Annotated in this window: 13 protein-coding genes, 1 tRNA gene and 2 pseudogenes; 6 read left to right on the plus strand and 10 right to left on the minus strand. The window is 50.1% G+C overall.

Annotated elements, in window-relative coordinates; translation table 11 throughout:
- A partial coding sequence (locus BGK49_RS00165; protein WP_032232706.1) for an integrase core domain-containing protein occupies positions 1 to 340 on the plus strand: 340 nt, incomplete at its 5' end.
- Positions 341 to 365: 25 nt separating this feature from the next.
- On the opposite strand, the pseudogene BGK49_RS28815 reads toward BGK49_RS00165, so the two are convergent.
- From BGK49_RS28815 to aspA, 8 genes and pseudogenes are all read right to left on the minus strand, one after another.
- Positions 366 to 476: pseudogene (locus BGK49_RS28815) on the minus strand (IS110 family transposase); the annotation flags it as partial.
- A 137-nt stretch (positions 477 to 613) separates the two neighbouring features.
- Positions 614 to 1,585: pseudogene (locus BGK49_RS00175) on the minus strand (tyrosine-type recombinase/integrase); the annotation flags it as partial.
- 197 nt (positions 1,586 to 1,782) lie between these two features.
- A tRNA-Phe gene (locus BGK49_RS00180) sits at positions 1,783 to 1,858 on the minus strand.
- Between the two features lie 106 nt (positions 1,859 to 1,964).
- Positions 1,965 to 2,540, minus strand: a complete 576-nt coding sequence (locus BGK49_RS00185; RefSeq protein ID WP_001188520.1) for a transcriptional regulator — start codon at positions 2,538 to 2,540, stop codon at positions 1,965 to 1,967.
- 36 nt (positions 2,541 to 2,576) lie between these two features.
- Positions 2,577 to 4,274, minus strand: coding sequence for a protein-disulfide reductase DsbD (gene dsbD / locus BGK49_RS00190; protein ID WP_000068980.1), 1,698 nt, complete (start codon positions 4,272 to 4,274; stop codon positions 2,577 to 2,579).
- Positions 4,250 to 4,588: a divalent cation tolerance protein CutA gene (gene cutA, locus BGK49_RS00195; RefSeq protein WP_000883402.1), complete on the minus strand. Its 339-nt coding sequence runs from the start codon at positions 4,586 to 4,588 to the stop codon at positions 4,250 to 4,252. The genes dsbD and cutA overlap by 25 nt, the downstream gene beginning before the upstream one ends.
- Before the next feature lie 115 nt (positions 4,589 to 4,703).
- Positions 4,704 to 6,005, minus strand: a complete 1,302-nt coding sequence (dcuA, locus tag BGK49_RS00200; protein ID WP_000961959.1) for an anaerobic C4-dicarboxylate transporter DcuA — start codon at positions 6,003 to 6,005, stop codon at positions 4,704 to 4,706.
- A gap of 117 nt (positions 6,006 to 6,122) precedes the next feature.
- The gene (aspA, locus tag BGK49_RS00205) at positions 6,123 to 7,559 is read right to left on the minus strand and encodes an aspartate ammonia-lyase (RefSeq protein ID WP_000069437.1); all 1,437 of its coding nucleotides are present in this window, start codon (positions 7,557 to 7,559) and stop codon (positions 6,123 to 6,125) included.
- A 336-nt stretch (positions 7,560 to 7,895) separates the two neighbouring features.
- Here aspA and BGK49_RS00210 point away from each other — a divergent pair, with 336 nt between their 5' ends.
- Positions 7,896 to 8,372 (plus strand): FxsA family protein, encoded by a 477-nt coding sequence (locus tag BGK49_RS00210; RefSeq protein ID WP_001267448.1) that lies wholly within the window; start codon positions 7,896 to 7,898, stop codon positions 8,370 to 8,372.
- Positions 8,373 to 8,387: 15 nt separating this feature from the next.
- Here the strand turns inward: BGK49_RS00210 and yjeH are convergent, their stop codons facing one another.
- A complete protein-coding gene (yjeH, locus tag BGK49_RS00215; RefSeq protein WP_000015877.1) occupies positions 8,388 to 9,644 on the minus strand; it encodes an L-methionine/branched-chain amino acid transporter in 1,257 nt (418 codons plus the stop codon).
- Between the two features lie 275 nt (positions 9,645 to 9,919).
- Here yjeH and BGK49_RS00220 point away from each other — a divergent pair, with 275 nt between their 5' ends.
- The 3 genes from BGK49_RS00220 (at position 9,920) to BGK49_RS00230 (ending at position 12,394) form a co-directional block, all read left to right on the plus strand.
- A complete protein-coding gene (locus tag BGK49_RS00220) occupies positions 9,920 to 10,213 on the plus strand; it encodes a co-chaperone GroES (RefSeq protein ID WP_001026276.1) in 294 nt (97 codons plus the stop codon).
- Between the two features lie 43 nt (positions 10,214 to 10,256).
- The gene (gene groL, locus BGK49_RS00225) at positions 10,257 to 11,903 is read left to right on the plus strand and encodes a chaperonin GroEL (RefSeq protein WP_000729117.1); all 1,647 of its coding nucleotides are present in this window, start codon (positions 10,257 to 10,259) and stop codon (positions 11,901 to 11,903) included.
- A gap of 137 nt (positions 11,904 to 12,040) precedes the next feature.
- Positions 12,041 to 12,394, plus strand: coding sequence for a DUF4156 domain-containing protein (locus BGK49_RS00230; RefSeq protein WP_000558209.1), 354 nt, complete (start codon positions 12,041 to 12,043; stop codon positions 12,392 to 12,394).
- A 202-nt stretch (positions 12,395 to 12,596) separates the two neighbouring features.
- Here the strand turns inward: BGK49_RS00230 and BGK49_RS00235 are convergent, their stop codons facing one another.
- Positions 12,597 to 13,466, minus strand: a complete 870-nt coding sequence (locus BGK49_RS00235; protein ID WP_001008051.1) for a YjeJ family protein — start codon at positions 13,464 to 13,466, stop codon at positions 12,597 to 12,599.
- Positions 13,467 to 13,783: 317 nt separating this feature from the next.
- Here BGK49_RS00235 and BGK49_RS24785 point away from each other — a divergent pair.
- Positions 13,784 to 14,019 (plus strand): IS1-like element transposase (locus tag BGK49_RS24785; RefSeq protein ID WP_001650043.1); only part of this gene is annotated, 236 nt, incomplete at its 3' end.

Consider the following 14,019-nt stretch of genomic DNA (forward strand, 5'->3'; position numbering starts at 1 on the left):
CCGTCGACCGTCCGGCACGGTCCATCACAGTGATAAAGGTTCTCAGTATGTATCGCTGGCCTACACACAGCGGCTTAAGGAAGCCGGATTACTGGCATCAACAGGAAGTACAGGCGACTCGTATGACAACGCGATGGCGGAGAGCATCAATGGTCTTTACAAAGCGGAGGTAATACACCGTAAGAGCTGGAAAAACCGTGCAGAAGTGGAACTGGCCACACTCACGTGGGTGGACTGGTATAACAATCGACGATTGCTGGAAAGGCTGGGCCATACTCCTCCGGCAGAAGCAGAAAAAGCTTATTATGCTTCCATCGGAAACGATGATCTGGCAGCCTGAGTTCACAGATAAAACACTCTCCAGGAAACCCGGGGCGGTTCAACTGTTTATCAACCACTTCACCTGTGTGCTCATTGATGAAGTGAATCTGAATGACATGTTTTGCGATATCAACGCCAACCGGTGTATATTTCATTTGTGGAGTCTCCAGTCTGAGGGAGCTTTATGCATCCCGTATTGGGCACTATGATGCCGGAAATCTGCGAGGCTCCACACCTGCCAGTTTCACCCTTTTAACCATCATACTGCTCCGTGTTTAATTGTGTGAGATGCGTTCATTACATTTTCACTGATTGGTTTACGCGGGTCATGTGCTCCCGTAAAGATCAGACCATTTTCACCAGCCCATGTCTGTAGTTCTGTCAGTATGGCTACAGCCTGTTTGCTGAGTGGCACAAGATGTGGTGTTCGCATCTTGGAGCCCCGGTGTGAGAATTTTACGCCTGGCAGGGGTTCGCGTTCGGCTGGAATAGTCCACATGGCATTGTCAATATCAATTTCAGACCAGCGGGCGTATCTGAGTTCACTGGAACGAATAAAAACCAGTAAATTCAGCATAACGGCAAGCTGGGTGACAGGTTGCCCTTTGTAACTGCCAATACGCGACAAAAGTTCAGGCAGGCGAGAAAGATCAAGAGCGGGGCGATGCTGGCGTTTTACCGTAGTCAATGCGCCAGCCATATCCAGAGCAGGATTATATCTGATGATGCCAGACTGTACGGCATAACGCATTACGGCAGATATTCTTTGCTGCAGACGACTGGCGATTTCATAAATTTGTTTAGCTTCTGTAGCACGAACAGGGATAAGCAGATCCGGGGTATTGAGTGTTGTGATATCCCGGTTGCCGATAAAGGGGAAAACGTGAGTCTCGAGGCTTTTGAGTACTTTATCGCTGTGTGATTGTGCCCATTGTTTATTACTGGCATGCCAGCGTCGCGCAATATGTTCAAAAGAGAGCTGTAAATCAGGGACTACTTTTTTAGCTCTTTTCTGTTCGCAAGGGTCAACCCCCTCCGAAATCAGTTTTCGGGCCTCATCCCGTTTTGTACGAGCTTCGGAGAGAGAAACTTCTGGATACACACCAAGTGCCAGAGTCTTCTCCTTACCCAGAATACGATAACGGAGACGCCAGTAACGGGAGCCATTAGGATGTACCAGCAGGAACATGCCAGCCCCGTCAGTGAGTTTATAAGCCTTGTCAGTGGGCTTTGCAGCCCGGATTTTTGCGTCAGTCAGTGCCATAGTTCAGCCTTCTGAATGCGTTAAAGAGGGTACAAATTCTGTCGAACTGGGGTATGCCCGCAATTATACCCACACAATGGGGTTGATGTGGGGGGAATCTGGTTGAGTTCGGTAGAATTGATTTGTAGGCAGAACGCTTAAATCGTGGCGTTCTGAAACGAAAAACGGACCTCCGTAGAGGTCCGTTGATATGAATTTGGTGCCCGGACTCGGAATCGAACCAAGGACACGGGGATTTTCAATCCCCTGCTCTACCGACTGAGCTATCCGGGCAACGGGGCGCATTAAACCGTAATCTGCACATCTCGTCAACCTAATTTCAGTAAAAGCGATTCAACTGCTTAAGATTGCGGCAAATCGCTTCTTTTCTGTGTTTCTGTCAGGTCAATGCACCACCCTGGCGGCAGCGGGCGAAGCGCAGGATATCTTCCGCCAGCCGATGTGCAGTGTCGACATCCGCCTGGCTACGATTCACCAGCATTCGGCTTAAACAGCCTTCCAGCACCAGTTCCATCTGCTTTGCTACCATCGCCGGATCGTCAACTTCCAGTGTGGTTAACAGTTCGTGGGTGAAATCGTAGGCCGCGCTTTTTTGCTGATCGGCCAGTTGATGGATAGGGTGGCCAGGATCGGGATAAAACGTACAGGCAGCGATAAATAGACAGCCCGGATAGCGGTTGTTTTTAACGCACTCCGATAACGCCTGATAACGTGCCAGCAGCTTTTGTTCGGCGGTTTGCGTTTCGTCCAGCATCAGCTGACGACGCCAGACATCTATCTGTTGGCTAAGATAACGCAGCGCATCGTAGAGGATTGCCTCTTTGTCTGGCCAGAAGCGGCGTAGCTCGTCCAGTGGATAATCCACACGTTCAGCAACCATCTCCAGCGTGGTGTTGGCAATCCCTTGTAATTCTAATAATTTCAGGGCTTCTCCCAGTACATCTTCACGTTGCACGCTATTTTCCTCCGTCTTTCCCGCTGCAAGTGTCGTTCACGGTTGGCGATCGCGCAAATGTGCGCTGAAGGTTTCAGCATCCATAAAGCCCGTGACGCGTGCTTGTGGATGCTCCTGGCCTTGTCCGTCAAAAAAGAGAATTGTCGGTAGGCCAAGGACATTAAGATGCTTTAACAGCGCCACATCTTGTGCGTCGTTGGCCGTGATGTTGGCCTGAAGTAAGACCGTGTCTGCTAACGCTTTTTGCACCTGCGGGTCGCTGAAGGTGTATTTCTCAAACTCTTTACAGGCGACGCACCAGTCGGCATAAAGATCTAACATCACCGGTTTGCCTTTGGCTTCAACGAGCGCCTGATTTAACTCATCTACCGTTTTGATTTGTGTAAAGTTGAGATGCGTCTGAGTTTGCGCGGTATGCGTCGCACCAAATGCCCAATCCTGAAGTGGGCGCACGCTAACCAATGCCGCTGCCAGCAGGATTATTTGCACCACGCGCATCCAGCCGCGTTTAGCCTGTAGGCTGGTGATAAAGGCCCAGCCAAAGAATGCGACACCCAGCGCCGACCACAAGCGTAATCCCCATACATCACCAATCACTCGCTCCAGCAGGAAGACCGGCAGTGCGAGGATCACAAAACCAAACGCGGTTTTGACTTGTTCCATCCACGGGCCGCTTTTCGGCAGCAAGCGGTTACCAAAGACGGTAATTAGCATCAGCGGCAGGCCCATGCCCAACGCATAGAGATAAAGCGTGCCGCCGCCCAGCCACATGTTCCCGCTTTGGGCGATATACAGCAGAATCGCGCTAAGCGGTGCGGTGGTGCATGGTGAACAGATAAGTCCGGCAATCGCCCCCATAACAAACACACCGCCAGGTGAGCCGCCCTGTTGGCGATTGCTCATCAACGTGAGACGTGTTTGCAGCGAAGAGGGGAGTTGTAGAGTAAACAAGCCAAACATTGACATCGCCAGCAAGGTAAAGACGATGGTGAGGCCAATGAGCACGTATGGGTGCTGTAGCGCCGCCTGGAACTGTAACCCTGCGGCGGCAACTACCAGACCCAGCGCCGTGTAAGTCAGTGCCATCCCCTGCACATAAATAAAGGTCAGCAACAATGCTCTGGCAGTGGAGAGCCGCTGTTTACCACCCAGCACGATGCCAGAAATCAGTGGGTACATTGGCAGCACGCATGGCGTAAAGGCGATACCAATACCGATCAACAACGCCCAGAGCGCGGAAAAGGGCAATTGCGCGGTGTGCTGCTCTTGCTGCGAAACAGACACAGGCTGTGACGCTGCGTTGTTGGCGACCACTTCGCTTAACGGAACGGTTTTGGTTTCTGGCGGATAACAGAAACCGGCATCAGCACAGCCCTGGTAGGTGACAGTTAACGTCGCTCCCGCACTCGCCTGGTTGATGGTTACGGGAAGCGTCAGCCGATCGCGGTAAATCTCGCTTTTGCCGTAAAACTCATCTTCATGCCAGACGCCTTGCGGCAGCTGCACGTCGGCAATTTTCGCGTGTTCCGGCGTAATGCGGATCTGTTTACGGTAGAGGTAGTAACCGTCTTTGATCTGCCAGGTCAGATTAAGGTCATGTTGGTTTTGCTGAAAATCAAAAGTAAAGGCTTGATCCGCGGGGACAAATTGTGAACGTCCCGGCGCGTCGAATAATCCGGCAAAAACGGAAGTGCTGCAAAGTAGCAGGATCAGCGTAAAGATGCGTTGAGCCATGAGAGGTAATCTGTGTCTCCGTGTGTAACAGGTAAAACCAGAAGTTCCGGGGTTTGATATGGATGATGATACTTCAGGCATTCCAGCAGTGCCTGCTGGTGAGATACGGTAGTTTTTAAAATCATCTGCACTTCGTATTCTTGCTCCAGCTTACCTTCCCAGTAATAGAGAGAGGTAGCGCCGGGGATCAAGGTCGCGCAGGCCGCCAGTTTTTCCGCCAGCACTTTGGCAGCTAAATCCTGGGCTGTCGCTTCATCTGGTGCCGTACATAGCACCACGACAGACGCGGTATTCGAACTTTTTTCATCAAGCATAAACACCTCGCAAGAACAGATGGAACCGCAAGAGAGAGGTCACTATACAACGTACGGGGGAAGGATGTTAGTCGGCGGGAAAGAAAGCGGGGCGTGAACGCCCCGCGATTGATCATTACAGCATGAAGCTACCCAGCACGAAGCCGAAGCAAACGGCCAGGGCAACACCCAGAGTACCCGGGATGAAGAACGGATGGTTGAAGACGAATTTACCGATACGGGTAGTACCCGTGTCATCCATCTGTACCGCAGCAACCAGCGTCGGGTAGGTCGGCAGAATGAACAGACCAGACACCGCAGCGAAAGAAGCAACAGCGGTCAGCGGTGAAACGTTCAGTGCCAGAGCCATCGGCATCAGTGCTTTTGCGGTTGCAGCCTGAGAGTACAGCAGAGCAGAAGCAAAGAAGAAGATGACGGCCAGCAGCCACGGATGACCCTGAATCACTTCACCAGCGGTATCTTTGATCCAGTCGATGTTGTTGGAAACGAAAGTATCGCCCAGCCACGCAACACCCAGGATACAAATACAGGCGCTCATACCTGCTTTGAAGGTGCTGGAGTTGAGGATGTTGTCGGTATCGACTTTACAGATAACGGTGGTCAGAGTTGCAACGCTGAGCATGATGATCAGGATTGCGTTGGTGGTGTTCATCAGCGGTTTTTCAACCAGACCCATGCTTGGGCTGTTGATGATTGCATAGATAACCACGCCAACTACGCCCAGCAGGAACAGCCAGACGGACGTTTTTGCACCGGATTTGATTTCAATCTGCTTTTCACCGCGCAGTTCAACCAGGCCCTCTTCCAGACGCTTGCGATAAATCGGATCGTCAGAGAGTTTGGAGTTGAACAGCATAGTGACCAGAAAGGACATCACCAGAACCGCCAGCAGGGTGGACGGGATGACCACGGAGAGCAGATGGAGGTAGCTGATGCCATGACCTTCCATCACGGAAGACATGTAAACCACTGCCGCTGAGATTGGCGATGCGGTGATCGCAATCTGCGCGGATACCACTGCAGTAGAGAGCGGACGGCAAGGTTTAACGCCTTGTTCCTTCGCAACTTCAGCGATAACTGGCAGTGTCGCCAGAGAGATGTTGCCAGTACCAGCAAAGATTGTCAGGAAATAGGTCACGATAGGTGCGAGGATCGTGATGTATTTCGGGTTACGGCGCAGCAGCTTTTCTGTCTGATGAACCAGATAGTCCAGACCGCCAGCAACCTGCATGGCAGAAATAGCGGCGATAACCGCCATGATAATGGAAATGACATCGAACGGGATGTTACCGGGTTTAACGCCAATAGCGGCAAGAACCAGCACCCCCAATCCGCCTGCAAAACCAATACCTATTCCCCCCAATCTGGCGCCCAAGAAGATCGCCAGCAAAACTATGATGAGTTCAACAACTAGCATATTAGCCTTCCTTGTTTTTTAACAAGTTGATATTAGATTGTTGTTTTTAAGTTACTGCTCACAAGAAAGAAGGCACGTCATCTGACGTGCCTTCTTTATTTGTACTACCCTGTACGATTACTGTTCGCTTTCATCAGTATAGCGTTTTGCTTTGTAAGCCGGGTGCATCAGATTCTGTACGGAGAAAATATCGTCAAGTTCCGCTTCAGTCAACAGACCGCGTTCCAGAACGACTTCACGTACACTCTTACCGGTTTCGGCACAGATTTTACCCACGATGTCACCGTTGTGGTGACCGATGAACGGGTTCAGGTAAGTAACGATACCGATAGAGTTGTAAACGTAACCTTCGCACACTTCTTTGTTAGCAGTGATGCCGTTAATGCATTTTTCCAGCAGGTTGTAGCAAGCGTTGGTCAGAATGTGAACGGATTCGAACATGGCCTGGCCAATGACCGGCTCCATTACGTTCAACTGCAGCTGACCTGCTTCTGCTGCCATGGTAACAGTGGTGTCGTTACCGATGACTTTGAAGCATACCTGGTTAACCACTTCCGGAACAACCGGGTTTACTTTAGCTGGCATGATGGAAGAGCCCGCCTGCAGTTCCGGCAGGTTGATCTCGTTCAGGCCGGCACGTGGGCCAGAAGAGAGCAAGCGCAGGTCGTTACAGATTTTGGACATCTTCACAGCCAGGCGTTTCAGCGCGCCGTGAACCATAACATAAGCGCCGCAGTCAGAGGTCGCTTCGATCAGGTCTTCAGCCGGTACGCATGGGAAGCCAGTGACTTCAGCCAGTTTTTTCACTGCCAGCGGAGAGTACTCTTTCGGCGTGTTCAGACCAGTACCGATTGCTGTTGCGCCAAGGTTAACTTCCAGCAGCAGTTCAGCGGTACGTTGGATATTTTTCACTTCTTCTTTCAGCAGGATGCTGAAAGCGCGGAATTCCTGACCGAGGGTCATCGGTACTGCGTCCTGCAGCTGGGTACGACCCATTTTCAGGATGTCCTGGAATTCGACAGCTTTACGTTCAAAGCCTTCACGCAGTTGGTTAATCGCATCTACCAGCTTAATCAGGGAAGAGTAAACTGCGATACGGAAACCGGTCGGGTAGGCGTCGTTAGTGGACTGACATTTGTTAACATGGTCGTTCGGGTTCAGGTACTGATATTCACCTTTCTGGTGACCCATCAGTTCCAGACCGATATTGGCCAGCACTTCGTTGGTGTTCATGTTTACGGAAGTACCTGCGCCGCCCTGGTAGACGTCTACCGGGAACTGATCCATGCATTTTCCGTTGTTCAGGACTTCATCACATGCGGCAATGATGGCATTCGCTACACTTTTAGGAATGGTTTGCAGCTCTTTGTTTGCCATAGCTGCGGCTTTTTTAACCATTACCATACCGCGAACAAATTCAGGAATATCACTGATTTTGTTGTTGCTGATATAGAAGTTTTCAATCGCTCTCAGAGTGTGAACACCATAGTAGGCATCAGCTGGAACTTCCCTGGTACCCAACAGATCTTCTTCGATACGAATGTTGTTTGACATGTGAACCTTCTTTTTCAAGCTGCCAATGATTTGCTTTATACACACAGAATATATGTGGTTTCGAATGTTTTTCGACCGACGATTATCCCCTGCATCGACCGAATACCCGAGATCATATGCTGCTTGAGGATTTCTACCGTAATCTGGATCACTTTAAGTGTCGTTTTTTACCCCTTAATTATTAATTTGTGAAATAGATCACCGCTTTGGGATTACTACCAAAAATAGTTGCGCAAACATCTTGAAATTTTGCTAATGACCACAATATAAGCTGAACGCGATTCGCAACCCATTCAGGTAGCCGGGTTTTACCGGCTGCTATTACAGGAGAAACCTTTGCGCTGGTTACCTTTTATTGCCATTTTCCTTTATGTCTATATTGAGATTTCAATCTTTATTCAGGTTGCCCATGTATTGGGGGTATTGCTGACCCTCGTGCTGGTTATATTCACGTCAGTTATCGGGATGTCACTGGTACGTAACCAGGGCTTTAAGAATTTCGTGCTGATGCAGCAAAAAATGGCGGCGGGTGAAAACCCAGCGGCGGAGATGATTAAAAGTGTTTCGCTGATCATTGCCGGTTTGCTGCTTTTATTACCGGGCTTTTTCACCGACTTCCTCGGTCTTCTGCTTTTATTACCGCCGGTGCAAAAGCATCTGACAGTGAAGTTGATGCCGCATTTGCGCTTTTCTCGTATGCCAGGCGGCGGTTTTAGCGCCGGGACCGGTGGCGGTAATACTTTTGATGGTGAGTACCAGCGAAAGGATGATGAGCGCGACCGCCTTGATCATAAAGACGATCGCCAGGATTAATGTCGAAACGCCGGATTATGTGGTTATGCCATTTTCCGGCGTTTTTCGTTTTGGCAGCAACAGCCATAACCCCGCCAGCACGATCAGCGCATAGAGACTTTTCCAGCCGACCATTGCCAGTAACAGAACGCATAACAGCCCGCCAACCACCGCCAGTAGTCGATAACGTCCTTGCAATAATTTACAGCCTGCCAGCATGCATAACAGATAAATCATAATAAAGATGCCATTGGCATAAATAATAAGAGCGTCCAGATTGATCTCTAAAGCATGAATCACCAAAGTGCTCACCACACTGCAGCCGAGCACCGCATTGAGGGCATTATTCGGGATATGGCGAGAAGAGAGACGTGCCAGGTAGTGGTCAGGATTATGTTGCGCCTGCGACCAGACCAGGCGGGCGAAGCTCTGTATATAAATGTTGAGACTGGCAAAGCAGGCCAGATAGCCAATCACGCAGGCAATCCATAACGCTCCTACACCGAACAGTTGCACTACAATTTTTGGAAGCGATGCTGCCGCCGCCATTTTTTCACCATAGGCGTCGAAGTGTAAGACGACTACCGTACAGCCCCAGTAGACTAATCCTGCCAGCAGCAGACCAATCATCAATGCGCGAGGAAAATCACGCTCTGGATTTTTAAATTCCGAGGCAAGATGGGCAAATGCTTCCAGACCGACAAAACACCAGAACATCACTGATAACGCAGCAAATAACCCGGTAAGTTCGATATTACCAAGTGCCGGGAAGGGGATATTCGCAGGTTTGATATCGCCCGCCCACCAGATAGCGACAATCAGCGCGACGATAAGTCCGGCAATAACGGTTTGTAGATTAGCACTGGAACTGGCACCGCGAGTACCGATATACCACACCAGCGCCAGCGTACCGAGTTCTGCCAACAACAGTTGCCAGCTATGCCAGCCAAACATTGCCTGGCCGAACCCGGCGGCAATTTGTAGCGCGGCTGGCAAACCCACGGGAATGACCGATAAAAACAACCAGCCGGTGACTCGCTCAAGCCGCGAACCAAACGCCATACCGACGAAGTGCGCGACACCGCCTGCGCTGGGATAGTGGCGACCCAGAATCGCAAACACAATCGCAATCGGGAACACTAAGATAATCAAAACGGGCCACGCCCACAGGCTGTTATTGCCTGCTACCTGTGCAGCTAACGCAGGAACGGCAAACACGCCGGTGCCTAATAATGACGTCGATAGCAGGCCAATGCCCTGGGCCAGCCTCAGTTCTTGTTTGAGTCCACTCATGGGTTGATATCCGATTGCGCCCAAATTTTGGGCAACTGCGTAGATTTTCGATGGTAGCACAATCAGATTCGCTTATGACGGCGATGAAGAAATTGCGATGAAATGTGAGGTGAATCAGGGTTTTCACCCGATTTTGTGCTGATCAGAATTTTTTTTCTTTTTCCCCCTTGAAGGGGCGAATCCTCATCCCCATTTCTCTGGTCACCAGCCGGGAAACCACGTAAGCTCCGGCGTCACCCATAACAGATACGGACTTTCTCAAAGGAGAGTTATCAATGAATATTCGTCCATTGCATGATCGCGTGATCGTCAAGCGTAAAGAAGTTGAAACTAAATCTGCTGGCGGCATCGTTCTGACCGGCTCTGCAGCGGCTAAATCCACCCGCGGCGAAGTGCTGGCTGTCGGCAATGGCCGTATCCTTGAAAATGGCGAAGTGAAGCCGCTGGATGTGAAAGTTGGCGACATCGTTATTTTCAACGATGGCTACGGTGTGAAATCTGAGAAGATCGACAATGAAGAAGTGTTGATCATGTCCGAAAGCGACATTCTGGCAATTGTTGAAGCGTAATCCTCGCACGACACTGAACATACGAATTTAAGGAATAAAGATAATGGCAGCTAAAGACGTAAAATTCGGTAACGACGCTCGTGTGAAAATGCTGCGCGGCGTAAACGTACTGGCAGATGCAGTGAAAGTTACCCTCGGTCCGAAAGGCCGTAACGTAGTTCTGGATAAATCTTTCGGTGCACCGACCATCACCAAAGATGGTGTTTCCGTTGCTCGTGAAATCGAACTGGAAGACAAGTTCGAAAATATGGGTGCGCAGATGGTGAAAGAAGTTGCCTCTAAAGCGAACGACGCTGCAGGCGACGGTACCACCACTGCAACCGTACTGGCTCAGGCTATCATCACTGAGGGTCTGAAAGCAGTTGCTGCGGGCATGAACCCGATGGACCTGAAACGTGGTATCGACAAAGCTGTTACCGCTGCAGTTGAAGAACTGAAAGCGCTGTCCGTACCATGCTCTGACTCTAAAGCGATTGCTCAGGTTGGTACCATCTCCGCTAACTCCGACGAAACCGTAGGTAAACTGATCGCTGAAGCGATGGACAAAGTCGGTAAAGAAGGCGTTATCACCGTTGAAGACGGTACCGGTCTGCAGGACGAACTGGACGTGGTTGAAGGTATGCAGTTCGACCGTGGCTACCTGTCTCCTTACTTCATCAACAAGCCGGAAACTGGCGCAGTAGAACTGGAAAGCCCGTTCATCCTGCTGGCGGACAAGAAAATCTCCAACATCCGCGAAATGCTGCCGGTTCTGGAAGCCGTTGCTAAAGCAGGTAAACCGCTGCTGATCATCGCTGAAGATGTTGAAGGCGAAGCGCTGGCAACTCTGGTTGTTAACACCATGCGTGGCATCGTGAAAGTTGCTGCGGTTAAAGCTCCGGGCTTCGGCGATCGCCGTAAAGCTATGCTGCAGGATATCGCAACCCTGACTGGCGGTACCGTAATCTCTGAAGAGATCGGTATGGAGCTGGAAAAAGCAACCCTGGAAGACCTGGGTCAGGCTAAACGTGTTGTGATCAACAAAGACACCACCACCATCATTGATGGCGTGGGTGAAGAAGCTGCAATCCAGGGCCGTGTTGCTCAGATCCGTCAGCAGATTGAAGAAGCAACTTCTGACTACGACCGTGAAAAACTGCAGGAGCGCGTAGCGAAACTGGCAGGCGGCGTTGCAGTTATCAAAGTAGGTGCTGCTACCGAAGTTGAAATGAAAGAGAAAAAAGCACGCGTTGAAGATGCCCTGCACGCGACCCGTGCTGCGGTAGAAGAAGGCGTGGTTGCTGGTGGTGGTGTTGCGCTGATCCGCGTAGCGTCTAAACTGGCTGACCTGCGTGGTCAGAACGAAGACCAGAACGTGGGTATCAAAGTTGCACTGCGTGCAATGGAAGCTCCGCTGCGTCAGATCGTATTGAACTGCGGCGAAGAACCGTCTGTTGTTGCTAACACTGTTAAAGGCGGCGACGGCAACTACGGTTACAACGCAGCAACCGAAGAATACGGCAACATGATCGACATGGGTATCCTGGATCCAACCAAAGTAACCCGTTCTGCTCTGCAGTACGCGGCTTCTGTGGCTGGCCTGATGATCACCACCGAGTGCATGGTTACCGACCTGCCGAAAAACGATGCAGCTGACTTAGGCGCTGCTGGCGGTATGGGCGGCATGGGTGGCATGGGCGGCATGATGTAATTGCCCTGCACCTCGCAGAAATAAACAAACCCCCGGGCAGAAATGTCTGGGGGTTTTTCTTTTGGTCATCTTTCTAGTATAAGATTCAGACACGGACGACGCGAGTGGCGTCCAGCTCATTGATTATGGGGAATAACATGCACGTAAAATACTTAGCAGGGATTGTCGGTGCCGCGCTACTGATGGCGGGTTGTAGCTCCAGCAACGAATTGAGTGCTGCCGGTCAGAGTGTACGCATTGTGGACGAGCAGCCAGGCGCAGAGTGCCAGCTGATTGGTACTGCGACAGGTAAGCAAAGCAACTGGCTTTCCGGGCAACACGGAGAAGAGGGCGGTTCTATGCGCGGCGCAGCAAACGATCTGCGCAACCAGGCGGCTGCAATGGGCGGTAACGTGATTTATGGCATCAGCAGCCCGTCGCAGGGAATGTTGTCCAGTTTTGTCCCGACGGATAGCCAGATTATCGGTCAGGTTTATAAGTGCCCGAACTGATGTGATCCAGAGCCTGGGTGACAAACGTATTATTGCCTGATGCGCTTCGCTTATCAGGCCTACAGCAGGCATTGCAACTGATTGAATGCTTGAGAATTTGTAGGCCGGATAAGGCGTTTACGCCGCATCCGGCATGACCAACGATCACGTTATCAGTCATTTCAGGCTGGATGGCTCCAGCCTCGCATTAGCAAAGATGAGATTATTTCGCCTGTGGTGCAGTTTTGCTGGTGGATTGAACACGTAAGTGATGCAGCGCGCGTAAGCATTGATCCTGGGTTAGCGGTTGGGCGTTATTCGCCGCTACGGTGCGAACATAGACCTGACATGGCACACCCGCGAGTTTTTTCAGTCGTGGGCTGAAATCAAGCATTCGGCGAGTGATCGCCTCTACTTCTTTACCCGGCGTTGCTTCACGCGTTTTCACCACTGCGCCGCTAAATTGTTCTTTGCCACTTTCATCTTTAAAGCGGTAAAGCACCGCCAGATAATGGTCGAACAAGTTATGTTTCCATTCCGGTTGGGAATAGGTGTCATATTCCAGATTGCCATTTTCCTGGCAGTCAACGTCATATAACGGCAGGAAATCTAACAGTGAGGTAATACGTAATGCCAGTTCACGCATTTCCGCATTATTAATTGCATGAATGATTGCTCGCGCTAGCATTTCAATCTGCAACTCATTGACGACTAACTCACATTTGCTACCGTCATGTAGCGTTAATACGAAGGTAAGATTTTCGCCTTGATTATCGGTAAGTTCCAGCGTGTTAACCCGACGATTAATATCGGCATTTTTAAGCTCATCAACCAGAATTTCTGGGATGTTTTCTGCCATTTTCTTAATGACTTTATCGCGAGCTTGCTCATACTGAAGGCGTGCAGCAGCATCCAGTTTATGCTTTTGATGCAGACGACTTTCCAGCGCAATCAGCAGGTCGCGCAGTTCCATGACAGACATAAAGAACAACGATTCTTTATTGCGAGGTTCTTTAATTTTCAGCGCCAGTGCAATGAAATTATTACTCTTGCGAATAACACCGGTATTAACACCCTTGATGCTTATGGCCATGTAGGTTCTCCCTAACCATTTCTCAATTAAATAATTAATTTTAATTTATAAGCCAGATAAATGGGCTTGGTAGTAATAGTTGTTAAAATAACATAAATAGCCGTGCTCACTCTATATAAACAGAAAAGAAAGGTTAATTATTGGTGTTAGCTATATAAAAAGTAACAACAGCAATGCATATGAATAATTAAAGGTTATGCAACGGGCAAAGATTAAATTTCTCAGTTTAATGACAGGTTGCTGTACTTGCGTTTGTTGCTCTGGTAATGCTGCCAACTTACTGATTTAGTGTATGATGGTGATTTTAAGGTGCTTGCGTGGCTTCCATTTCCATCAGATGTCCTTCCTGCTCCGCTACTGAAGGCGTGGTGCGTAACGGCAAAAGCACTGCCGGACATCAGCGCTATCTCTGCTCTCATTGCCGTAAAACATGGCAACTACAGTTCACTTACACCGCCTCTCAGCCCGGTACGCACCAGAAAATCATTGATATGGCCATGAATGGCGTCGGATGTCGCGCCAGTGCACGCATTATGGGCGTTGGCCTCAACAC

It is taken from the genome of Shigella sp. FC1544 (assembly GCF_001722145.1).
Taxonomy (GTDB): Bacteria; Pseudomonadota; Gammaproteobacteria; order Enterobacterales; family Enterobacteriaceae; genus Escherichia; species Escherichia coli.